Here is a 10,750-nt window from a genome sequence, read left to right on the forward strand (position 1 = left end):
GGCTGCGGCTCAAGAAAGCGGCCTAGAGCGTGCCATGACTGCGCAGCGGATGGGAAGTGCGCGGGCTCAGGCCATGGCGGCTTGCTCGAAGACTTCGTCCGCCCATTGGTTCAAGCTCTTGCCGGCGGCGCGTGCGGCGATACTCGCCGCGGCATGGACTTCGGGGCGGATGCGCAGCATGATTTTGCCAGAGGCAGGTTTTTCTGGCGTTATGCCCTGCTCTGCACAATCGGCCAGGTAATCCTCCAACGCATCGCGGAAAGCCTCATGCAGCTCCGGCACCGACCTCGCGTGAAAACTGATGATGTCACGCATACCAAGCACTCGGCCGACGAAGATGTCGTCACGCTCGTCATACTCGATACGGGCAGCGTAGCCTTTATAGCGCATGCAACTCATATCCTGACTCCTGCCCGCAAGAGAAATTCGCGAGCCTCTTCAATTTGATACCGCTTGGCTTCCTTACCAGGATGAGGCCGGTGGCATCGCCAGCATTGGCCACCCAGCACAAGCTTGACCCTGGATCCTTGCCGCTCCAGTACCTGGCCACCCAAGTGGAGCGTCAATGCCTCGATTTCGGAAAAAGCCAACGACGCCGTAGTCGGCGTGCGGAAAATTGCATCGAGGATCTTGCGGTATCGAGTGTTCATCGAAAAATGCTATCAAACTAAGATAGCACTATTTCCTCGATATTCATTCAGGATTTTTCTATTGCTCGAAAAGCATGCGCGGCTGGCCCCGGGGCAGACCGCCGCAGGGGCCACCGACATCCGTCAATGCCTGATCAACCCTGCTGGCAACCCTCACCCATGGCGCGGTACTGGATGGTATGCACCTGCCCCTGGTGGTCCTCGTAGGTCATGGTCGCCGGGACCACTTCGCAGACGTTGGGGATGGTCGACAGGTTGATCACCCGCTTGATATCCAGGTTCATCGAGTAGTCGTACTGCTGGGCCACGGGCTCGCTGTTGACGGGTTTGGCCTCGTCGGCGAGGGCGAACGAGGACATACCGACCAATGCAAGAATCAGTAGTGGTTTCATGTGAGTCTGCCTTCAAGCGTTCAAGCTGATCGATTGACTTCTATTGCCGTGACGGCGCGGAGAAGTTGCCATCTACACCGAAGATGGCACGAAGTACCGATCCCGCTTCGTACTGCCAGGGGGGATGAATGAGAGTCTACTCCCGACCTTGAATAGTTGAACCCCATAGTCGGATATTCAGCCTTGCAGGATTTGCAACAATCTGCGACAACGTGGCCGCAAATCGTCAGGCCAGAGCGTTTGGCCACTTTCAGGGCAGGACCCACCATTCCAATAAATCTGCAGTGTTCGCCACTGTCCGCCAGCGAACGCCGGCTAATGGACCATTTCTACCGCCAGCACGGCACGCGCATGCGTGCTGCCAGTGACGGCCAGCTATGGGTGGCTCGGGCGCCAGTCATCATCGCCGGATTGAGCCTGAGCCCAGTAGACAACGGCTTCTGGCTGACCGGATTGTTCGTCGCCCCGCAGTACCGCGGCCAGCGGATAGCCGGGCGTTTGATCGAGGCGGCTCTGGCACAGGCAAGCGGCCCGACATGGCTGTTCTGCCACCCGGACCTTGCCACCTTCTATCGGCGGCTGGGGTTCGATACGGCCGGGCATTTGCCGGAAGCCCTGGCTGGCCGCCTGCAGCGCTACCAGCGCAGCAAACGCCTGGTAGCGCTGCAGCGGGGTCAGTCGTCGCTGGCGTCCAGCCCCGGGAACAGCACTTCGGTGTAGCCGAACCGGGAGAAGTCCTGGATGCGTGACGGGTACAGCCGGCCGATCAGGTGATCGCACTCGTGTTGCACCACCCGGGCATGGAAGCCTTCGGCGAAGCGCTCGATCGGCTTGCCCTGGGGGTCGAGGCCTGTGTAGCAGATATGCTTGAAACGCGGCACCACGCCGCGCAGGCCAGGTACCGACAGGCAGCCTTCCCAACCGTCCTCCAGCTCGGTGGAGGTTGGCGTGATCACCGGGTTGAGCAGGATGGTCTGCGGCACCGGTTCGGCATCCGGGTAACGCTTGCTGCGCTCGAAGCCAAAGATCACCAGTTGCAGGTCGATGCCGACCTGCGGCGCCGCCAGGCCCACGCCGCCCACGTGATGCATGGTTTCGAACATGTCATCAATCAACTGTTGCAGCTCGGCGCTGCCGAACAGGTGTTGCGGTACTGGCGGGGCGATGCGCAGCAGGCGTTCGTCGCCCATCTTGAGAATGTCGCGGATCATCGGGGGTTCGGCTCGGAAGGTTGCTGGTCGCTCGGTATCGGGTGTTGATGGCCGAGCACGCTGATGGTGGCGTGGGGTTTGTGTTCGGCAGCTTCCTTTTCGCCGGGGTTCTTGCCCTCGCTGGACATATGCTCGATCACGGCGTTCATTTCCGCGCCCAGCAGCAGCACGGCAGCGGAAATGTAGAAGTACAGCAACAGCACGATGATTGCACCAATGCTGCCGTACATGGCGTTGTAGTCGGCAAAGGTCTTCACGTAGTAGGCAAAGCCCAGCGACGCCACGATCCATACCACCACGGCCAATACCGAGCCCGGCGTGATGAAGCGAAACTCCTGCTTCACATCCGGCATCACGTAGTAGATCACCGCCACTGCGACCATCAGCAGAATGACGATCACCGGCCAGCGCAGCACGGTCCACAAGGTGACGATGAACTCCTGCATGCCAACCTGCGCGGCGATCCATTCCATCACCTGCGGGCCCAGCACCATCAGCGCCGCAGCCACCAACAGCATGCCGGCCAAGCCTACCGTGTAGAAAACCGAAAGCGGTATGCGCTTCCAGGCCGGGCGCCCCTCCGGCACGTCGTAGGCGGCGTTCATCGCGCTCATCATCAGCCGCACACCGGCCGAGGCGGTCCACAGGGCAATCACGATACCTACCGACAACAACCCGCCCTTGGACTGTTGCAACTGGTCGATTACCGGGTTGACCTGCTCGAGCGCCTGGGGTGGCAGCACCAGTTCCGACTGCAGGCGCAGCCAGGAGAAGAAGTCCGGCAGGTGCAGGAAGCCGATCAGCGCTATCAGGAACAGCAGGAAGGGGAACAGCGAAAACAGCGCCTGGTAAGCCAGTGCCGAAGCGTAGGTGGACATCTCGTCGTCAAGGAATTCCTTGACGGTACGTACCAGCACGCGGTGCAAGGGCAGGCCGCGCAGGTCGGGGAAAATCATAGCGTCTCCTTTCGCCGCTTGATCGGTTCAATGAACAAGTCTAATAGACCCTGTCGGCGCTGTGCTGCTCCGGGCAATACTGCAAGAATTTTCCTACACCAGTCACAGCCTCTTCGCGAGCCAGCGCGAAGAGGCCGCTTCGCGGTTCACATCAAGGCTTTTTCACTGCATCCTTCACACTGCCCTTGATCTGTTGTCCCTCACCTTTCAGTTCCTGCGCCTCGCCCTCGGCCCGCAGCCGGTCATTGTCGGTGGCTTTGCCAACCCCCTGCTTGATGTTACCGATGGCTTCGTTGGCCAACCCCTTTGCTTTGTCTTTGGTTCCGCTCATGGCAAAAACTCCTGTGACTGGAGACACGTGGACCGTGTCGACAGTCGGTGGACCCAGGCCCTGCGCCAGGAGTTTCACCGGATCGCCCGGCTATGAGCCAAACGGCATCATCGCAGGGTGGCAGACGGCAAACCTTGCCGCGCCCGGTGCCACCCCTCACAATGCAGGCCTTCATAGCGTCAACCCGCAGGAACCTGCATGAAACTCGATAAACCCGCCGCCATCGCCAGGCGCAACCAGGCGCTGGCCCGGCCGGTGCTGACCAGCGCCAATACCCTGTTCGCCATTCTCGACCGCAAGCGCAACCTGTGGTGGTTCGAGGTGCCGGTGGCGCTGCTGCGCAAGGGCCAGCCCGACTGGGTCAACCTGCTGCTGCACACTCCCGAAAGCGACGAGCTGCAGCACCTGAAGGTGCCGACCAACTTCCTGCGCGCCCACCAGGAGCAGATGGAAGTGCGCAACCCCGGCAAGCGCCGCTCGACCATCAGCCTGGCGCTCAGCGCCGACCGCGATTCGCTGCTGCGCGACACCCGCCCGGGTGGCGAGCAGCTGGACTTCCGTACCTTCGTGCAGGCCTGATCAGGCCTTCTCGATCCGATCGTCATGGATGACGATACGGCCCTGCTTGAACAGGCCGCCAATGGCCTTCTTGAAGTTGCCCTTGCTGACGTTGAACAGCTTGCTGATCAGCGCCGGGTCGCTCTTGTCGCACACCCCCAGCACCCCGCCTTCGGCCTCCAGGCGGGCCATGATCTGCTCCTGCAGGCTGTCGGCCAGGGCCGCACCCACCGGTTGCAGGCTGAGGGCGATCTTGCCGTCGTGGCGCACTTCCTTGATGAAGCCCTTTTCGTGCATGCCGGAACGCAGGAACTTGAACACCTCGTTCTTGTGGATCAGGCCCCAGTGGCGGTTGTTGATGATGGCCTTGAAGCCCATCGGCGTTTCGCCGGCCACCAGCAGCTCGACCGGCTGGCCGACCTGGTAGTCCGCCGGGGTGCGGTCGAGGTAGCGATCCAGGCGCGAAGTGGCGGTAATGCGGCGGGTGCGCTTGTCGAGGTACACGTGCACCACGCAGTAATCGCCGATCTTCAACGGCCGCGCCTCTTCCGAGTACGGCATCAGCAGGTCCTTGGACAGGCCCCAGTCGAGGAAGATGCCGGCGCCGTTGATGTCCTTGACCTTGAGGCTGGCAAATTCGCCGACCTGCACCTTGGGCTTTTCGGTGGTGGCGATCAGCTGGTCTTCGCTGTCCAGGTAGAGGAACACGTTCAGCCAGTCATCGACTTCGGTTTCGGCGTTTTTCGGGATGTAGCGCGCGGGCAGCAGGATCTCGCCGTCGGCACCGCCATCCAGGTACAGGCCGAAGTCCACGTGTTTCACGATTTGCAAACTGTTGTAACGCCCAAGCAGAGCCATTTCCGATGATCCTCAAGACAAGGCGGCTATTCTACACCTGAAGCCAGCGCACCGCCCGACCGCTGATGCAGTGGAACCGCCAGCCGCCCCCTTGCGTCTACCGTCTGGCAAGCCTCAGCAAGGAGCAGCCCATGCCGCTACGCCTGTCCAAAGCCCTGCTCATCGCCATCGGCTTCGCCTTGGCCTTGGCCGCCTGCAGCCGCATCGACCTGGCCTACCGCAACCTCGACCGCCTGGTGCCATGGTCGCTGGGCGACTACCTGGACATGAACCGCGAGCAGAAGGCCATGCTCGACGACCGCCTGCGCGAGCACCTGGCCTGGCATTGCCAGACCCAGTTACCTGGCTACCTCGACTGGCTGGACCGGATACGTGACATGGTGGCTGAAGACCAGGTAACCGACCAGGCCCTGCAGCAACGCACCCGCGAAGCGCGCGAGGCGATTGGCCGGGTGGCCGAGGAAATCACCCCGTCGGCCACTGAACTGTTGCGCGGCATGAGTGATGCGCAGGTAGCGGAAATGCGCGAGGCCTTCCGCGACGACATCGCCGAACGGCAGAAACAGTATGTCGATACGCCGCTGTCGAAACAGATTGCGCGCCGTGCCGAACGCATGGAAAAACGCCTCACGCCCTGGTTTGGCGAGCTGACCCCGGTGCAAAAGCAACGCGTGCGGGCCTGGTCCGAGGCGCTGGGCGACCAGAACCGCGCATGGATCGCCAACCGCGCCCACTGGCAGCAGCAACTGCTGCTGGCCATGAACCAGCGTAACGACGCCAGCTTCGAAGCGCGCCTGGCGACCTTGCTGCAACGCAAGGAGAGCCTGTGGACGCCGGAGTATCGCGCAGCATTCCAGAATACCGAGCGCCAGGCGCGTAGCCTGCTGGTGGACCTGGTGCAACAGAGCACCCCGCAGCAGCGGCGGTTCCTGCAGGAGCGGCTGGGCCAGGTGCGCACGAATTTCAGTGAATTGAAGTGCTTGAAGGGGTGACGGTGAAAAGCAGGCCCGGCCTCTTCGCGGGTAAACCCACTCCCACAGGGACCTCACTGGTTTCGAATCCTGTGCCGTACCTGTGGGAGCGGGTTTACCCGCGAAGAGGCCGGGCCTGATGAAGCACAGTCACCGCCCCTTGCGCCGATACGGAAACACATCAATCACCTTGCCGTCGCGAATCGCCGCCTGCAGCCCCTTCCAGTAATCCGCGTCGTACAGCTCCCCATGCAAGCGGCTGAACAACCGACGTTGGCCGATATCGGCAAACAGGAACGGCGGAAACTCTTCGGGAAACACATCATGCGGCCCGATCGAGTACCACGGCTCGCCGGACATCTCGTCTTCCGGATAGCGCGGCGGCGGAATGTGGCGGAAGTTCACCTCGGTCAGAAAGCTGATTTCGTCATAGTCGTAGAACACCACCCGGCCATGCCGGGTTACGCCGAAATTCTTCAGCAGCATGTCGCCAGGGAAGATATTCGCCGCTGCCAGTTGCTTGATGGCCAGCCCGTAATCCTCCAGCGCCTCCAGTACCTGGGCCTCGCTGGCATGCTCCAGGTACAGGTTCAGTGGCGTCATGCGCCGCTCGGTCCAGCAGTGGCGAATCAGCACCGTGTCGCCTTCCAGTGCCACGGTCGAGGGCGCCACTTCCAGCAGCTCGGCCAGGCACTCCGGCTCGAACTTGCTGCGCGGGAAGCGAAAATCGGCGAACTCCTGGGTATCGGCCATACGCCCCACCCGATCGACACTCTTCACCAGCCGGTACTTGTCGATCACCGTGGCGCGGTCGACCGTCTTCGATGGCGAAAAACGGTCCTTGATGATCTTGAACACGGTGTTGAAGCCCGGCAGGGTGAACACGCTCATGACCATGCCACGTACCCCCGGGGCCATGACGAAACGGTCGTCGCTGCTGGCCAGGTGGTTGATCAGCGCGCGGTAGAACTCCGACTTGCCGTGCTTGTAGAACCCGATCGAGGTGTACAGCTCGGCAATGTGCTTGCCCGGCAGAATGCGCTTGAGGAAGTTGACGAACTCCGCCGGCACCGGCACATCGACCATGAAATACGAGCGGGTGAAGGAAAAGATGATCGACACCTCGGCCTCGTCGGTGATCAGCGCATCGGCCTCGATGCCGTGCCCTTCTCGGTGCAGCAGCGGAATCACCAGCGGCCACTGCTCGTCGCTGTTGTATAGCCGGCCGACCAGGTATGCCCCCTTGTTGCGGTACAGCACCGGCACGAACAGCTCCAGGGCCAGGGCCGGGTCCTTGCATACCCAGTCCGGCAGGCAGTCGCGCAACTGCTCCTCCAGGCGCGCCAGGTCGCCCTCCAGGTCGCCATACGGCACATCGAACGGGTAATCGGCAAATACCGCCCGCAGCAAGCCTTTCAAACCATCGTCAGGCCGATAGGTGCGGGTTTGCGCAGCACGTTCGCGACCGCGCATCGACGGCCGGGTGGTGTGGATGAACATGCAGCCGTCGCTGATCAGGTCGTGGCTGAACAGGCTGCAGAACAGCGAGTTGTACCAGGTCTCGGCCAATTCGTCGTCCAGGCGCGGGTCGATCAGGTGGATGTAGGCGTCCTTCACCAGCGGCCATTGCGCCACGTCCAGCAGCACGTCCTCGGCAAACCCTTCTCTGAGCCAGCCGTTGACTTCGGCGACCTTCTCCTCGTAGAGGTTGATGCGCGCGGCAGCAGCACGCTGGATTTCCTGCCAGCGCGCCTGTTCGAAGCGCTTGCGGGCACCGAGAGTGATGCGCTGGAAGTGGTCGCGGTAGTCGTCGAAGCCGGCAAGGATCATCCGGGCGATTTCGACAGCGGGCCAGGGCTGGGGCATGCGAAGACCTCGGTGCGGTGTTGAGTTACAGAGCTTAGTCGCCTCTTGGTTTTTGCGGAGCCTGTGCTGGCCTCTTCGCGGGCTCGCCCGCTCCCACAGGATTACCACAGGGCCGAGCATTGCAGAGAACCTGTGGGAGCGGGCATGCCCGCGAAGAGCCAGCACAGGTTTACACCGCAAGAAAGCACAAGAATCCCCCCGCCCCGTGGCGTACACTCGCGCCCTGCCCTGCCCCCGGAGACCGTCGTGAGCCCCATCGCCCTAGCCCGCCTGCTGACCCTTGCCGCCGTCTGGGGGGCGAGTTTCCTGTTCATGCGCATCATCGCCCCGGAGCTTGGCACGGTACCGACCGCGTTCTTCCGCGTGTCCATCGCCTGCCTGGGCCTGGTCGCGCTGCTTGCCGCCGCCCGGGTGCGCTGGGACTTCCAGGGCAAGCTCGGCGCCTGCCTGGTGCTGGGCATGATCAACTCTGGCATTCCGGCCACCTTCTATTCCGTCGCTGCCCAGGTGTTACCGGCCGGCTATTCGGCCATCTTCAACGCCACCACGCCGCTGATGGGCGTGCTGGTCGGCGTGCTGTTCTTCCGCGAGCCGATGACCCTGGCCAAGCTGTGCGGCATCTTCCTCGGCCTGTTCGGCGTCGGCATCCTCAGCGGCGCCGGCCCGGTAGCCCTTGACCTGGCCCTGCTGCAGGGCGCCCTGGCCTGCCTGGCGGCCACCACCTGCTATGGCTTTGCCGGCTTCCTCGCCCGCCGCTGGGTCAGCGGCCTGGACAGCCGCCTGTCGGCCCTGGGCAGCATGCTTGGCGCCACCCTGATGCTCAGCCCGCTGTTCGCCTGGAGCGCACTGAGCCAGCCACCTGCCAGCTGGGGCGGCTGGCAGGTGTGGCTGTCGCTGCTGGGCCTGGGCTTGCTGTGTACGGCGTTCGCCTACATCCTGTACTTCCGCCTGCTGGAAGAAATCGGCCCGGTCAAGGCCAGCACCGTGACCTTCCTGATTCCGGTGTTCGGGGTATTGTGGGGGGCCTGGCTGCTGGACGAACCGCTGTCGATGGCGCACCTGTACGGCGGCCTGCTGATCGGCGCGGCGTTGTGGCTGGTGCTGCGCCCTGCGCGCAGGTGAAGCGGAGTAGACCGTGAACAGTGCATACAAGAAGGTCCTGTTCCGCCTGGAACAGGACGCCAACGGCTATCCGCCGGCTTCGGTCGAGGGGCTGTGGGCCAAGGCCGTGGACGGTGGCTATGCCGTCGACAACATCCCCTTCCATGTCTACGGCATTGCCCCGGGCGACGTGATCGCCACCCGTGAACAAGCCGGCGAAACCTGGTTTGCCGAACTGCGCCGCAGCGGCGGCAGTTCGGTGTTCCGGGTCATCGTCAGGCCCCCGGAAACCTTGGACCAGGTACGCGCGGCGTTGCAAGACTTCGGCTGCAACTGCGAGACCGAGCAGGCGGTGAAGATGCTGGCGCTCGAGGTTCCGCCGCAGCGTTCGCTCGATACCCTGCTCTACTACCTGCTCACCCAGCGCGACGCCGGCCTGCTGGACTTCGAGGAAGGCGTGCTGCGCCACGCCATCCCCGAAGAGTTCCGCCAGGACCGCTAGGACCTAGGCCTCGGCCAGGCGCGCGGCGGGCTTGCGAAACACGAACAGCAGGCCCACCACGATCAGCCCCATGCCCAGCAGGCCGAGCGGTGCCAGGCGGTTGCCGAAGATCAGCAAGTCCATCACCGCGGTCACCGCCGGCACCAGGTAGAACAGGCTGGTGACATTGACCAGGTTGCCCTTGGCGATCAGCCGGTACAGCAACAAGGTCGCCAGCAGCGAGACCACCAGGCCCATCCACAGCAGCGCACCGACGAAGCCGCCGCTCCACTGCACATGCAGTGGCTGCAGCGGCGCGAACAGTGCGCACATGGCAAAGCCAGCCAGGTACTGCAGCGGCAGGGTGCCCATCGGGTTGTCGGTGATGCGCTTCTGCAGGATCGAGCCAAAGGTCATGCTGGCCAGCGCCAACAGGGCGAACAGCATCCCGGCCAGCGATACCCCGCCCAGGTTGATGCCCTGGTAGACCACCATGATCAAGCCAGCCAGCCCCAAGCCCAGGCCGAACAGACGGCTCCACGAGCGCTGGCGCTCCATCAGCACCACGGTCAGGATCGGCTGTACCCCCATCACCGTGGCCATGATGCCAGGGGTGACCTGGGTGTCGAGCGCCAGCAGGTAGAAGATCTGGTAGGCGCCGAGCAGTACACAGCCGGTGCCCAGGGCCCGCAGCACGGCCACGCGACTGCGCGGCCAGCGCAGCCCCAGCAGTGGCCCGACCAGCAGCACGCCGGCCAAGGCCAGCGCCGAGCGCAGCAGCAGGAAGGCGAACGGGCTGGCCTGCGTCAGGCCCAGCTTGGAAACGATCGCCCCGCTGCTCCACAGCAGGACGAACAGGCAGGTAGTGGCCGCCGAGGCCACCGAGGTTTTGCTAAAGACAGACATGAATTGCCACCTGATATAAGGCAGATAAGCCAGACGGACGACGTGCGCTTCAGCGAGGGAAGTCGCCGACCGTGTTCAGTAGGTTGCGTGTGCGAAGGGCAGCGGCCAGCAGCCGATCAGCCCAGCACGACCACGCAGCGAGGCGGAGCTACGCCGCCCACGACGCCACTGACAGGTGGTGGTGGATAGTGACTGATCATGACCGGCTGCTGGCTGCCACGCACGACCATGCCCGCGACTGGCGCGATGGCAAAGCAAGTGGTGGAAGGGCTGGCTGGCATGAGCAGGTCTTCGGGAAGAGGACAATGGGCTGGACTATAGCCCGGTGTTTTCTGGCTGGCAACTCCCCCCGCCGCCCACGATTCCGTTGTGGGAGCGACCTTGCGTCGCGATGGGGCGCGAAGCGGCCCCGGCAATATTGGCGTGAATGCAGAGAAAGGGGGCCGCTTCGCGCCCCATCGCGACGCAA

At 63.2% G+C, this 10,750-nt stretch carries 14 protein-coding genes; 5 read left to right on the forward strand and 9 right to left on the reverse strand.

All coding sequences use genetic code 11. The annotated features are described in order from the left end of the window. Positions 1–66: 66 nt before the first annotated feature. A complete protein-coding gene (locus tag QSV36_RS07570) occupies positions 67–399 on the reverse strand; it encodes a type II toxin-antitoxin system HicB family antitoxin (protein ID WP_170031353.1) in 333 nt (110 codons plus the stop codon). A 385-nt stretch (positions 400–784) separates the two neighbouring features. Continuing rightward, a complete protein-coding gene (locus QSV36_RS07575; RefSeq protein ID WP_289131037.1) occupies positions 785–1,042 on the reverse strand; it encodes a DUF2790 domain-containing protein in 258 nt (85 codons plus the stop codon). Positions 1,043–1,393: 351 nt separating this feature from the next. Here QSV36_RS07575 and QSV36_RS07580 point away from each other — a divergent pair, with 351 nt between their 5' ends. Continuing rightward, positions 1,394–1,762 (forward strand): GNAT family N-acetyltransferase, encoded by a 369-nt coding sequence (locus QSV36_RS07580; RefSeq protein WP_289131185.1) that lies wholly within the window; start codon positions 1,394–1,396, stop codon positions 1,760–1,762. Here QSV36_RS07580 and def read toward each other — a convergent pair. The 3 genes from def to QSV36_RS07595 form a co-directional block, all read right to left on the reverse strand. Beyond that, the gene (def, locus tag QSV36_RS07585; protein ID WP_289131038.1) at positions 1,717–2,253 is read right to left on the reverse strand and encodes a peptide deformylase; all 537 of its coding nucleotides are present in this window, start codon (positions 2,251–2,253) and stop codon (positions 1,717–1,719) included. The two genes, QSV36_RS07580 and def, sit on opposite strands and share 46 nt — an antisense overlap. Beyond that, entirely contained in the window at positions 2,250–3,209 is a 960-nt protein-coding gene (locus tag QSV36_RS07590) for a YihY/virulence factor BrkB family protein (RefSeq protein WP_289131039.1), read from the reverse strand. Before QSV36_RS07590 ends, def begins: the two co-directional genes overlap by 4 nt. Before the next feature lie 151 nt (positions 3,210–3,360). Next, positions 3,361–3,540, reverse strand: coding sequence for a CsbD family protein (locus tag QSV36_RS07595; protein WP_289131040.1), 180 nt, complete (start codon positions 3,538–3,540; stop codon positions 3,361–3,363). A gap of 198 nt (positions 3,541–3,738) precedes the next feature. Here QSV36_RS07595 and QSV36_RS07600 point away from each other — a divergent pair, with 198 nt between their 5' ends. Further along, entirely contained in the window at positions 3,739–4,119 is a 381-nt protein-coding gene (locus tag QSV36_RS07600; RefSeq protein WP_186676182.1) for a hypothetical protein, read from the forward strand. On the opposite strand, the gene QSV36_RS07605 is transcribed toward QSV36_RS07600, so the two are convergent. Then, a complete protein-coding gene (locus tag QSV36_RS07605) occupies positions 4,120–4,956 on the reverse strand; it encodes a CvfB family protein (RefSeq protein WP_186676179.1) in 837 nt (278 codons plus the stop codon). It lies immediately after the preceding gene. 131 nt (positions 4,957–5,087) lie between these two features. Between QSV36_RS07605 and QSV36_RS07610 the strand changes: the two genes are divergently transcribed. Next, a complete protein-coding gene (locus QSV36_RS07610) occupies positions 5,088–5,948 on the forward strand; it encodes a DUF6279 family lipoprotein (protein WP_289131041.1) in 861 nt (286 codons plus the stop codon). 129 nt (positions 5,949–6,077) lie between these two features. Here the strand turns inward: QSV36_RS07610 and aceK are convergent, their stop codons facing one another. Further along, positions 6,078–7,793, reverse strand: coding sequence for a bifunctional isocitrate dehydrogenase kinase/phosphatase (gene aceK, locus QSV36_RS07615; RefSeq protein ID WP_289131042.1), 1,716 nt, complete (start codon positions 7,791–7,793; stop codon positions 6,078–6,080). A 246-nt stretch (positions 7,794–8,039) separates the two neighbouring features. Here aceK and QSV36_RS07620 point away from each other — a divergent pair, with 246 nt between their 5' ends. Further along, positions 8,040–8,915, forward strand: coding sequence for a DMT family transporter (locus tag QSV36_RS07620; protein ID WP_289131043.1), 876 nt, complete (start codon positions 8,040–8,042; stop codon positions 8,913–8,915). Positions 8,916–8,928: 13 nt separating this feature from the next. Then, complete coding sequence (locus QSV36_RS07625) at positions 8,929–9,396, forward strand: DUF4265 domain-containing protein (RefSeq protein ID WP_289131044.1); 468 nt, start codon at positions 8,929–8,931, stop codon at positions 9,394–9,396. Between the two features lie 3 nt (positions 9,397–9,399). Here the strand turns inward: QSV36_RS07625 and QSV36_RS07630 are convergent, their stop codons facing one another. Both QSV36_RS07630 and QSV36_RS07635 read right to left on the reverse strand, forming a co-directional pair. Then, positions 9,400–10,281: a DMT family transporter gene (locus tag QSV36_RS07630; RefSeq protein WP_289131045.1), complete on the reverse strand. Its 882-nt coding sequence runs from the start codon at positions 10,279–10,281 to the stop codon at positions 9,400–9,402. Positions 10,282–10,397: 116 nt separating this feature from the next. Then, positions 10,398–10,562, reverse strand: a complete 165-nt coding sequence (locus QSV36_RS07635; RefSeq protein ID WP_289131046.1) for a hypothetical protein — start codon at positions 10,560–10,562, stop codon at positions 10,398–10,400. Positions 10,563–10,750 lie beyond the last annotated feature (188 nt).

This window comes from Pseudomonas sp. BCRC 81390, from assembly GCF_030341915.1.
Classification (GTDB): domain Bacteria; phylum Pseudomonadota; class Gammaproteobacteria; order Pseudomonadales; family Pseudomonadaceae; genus Aquipseudomonas.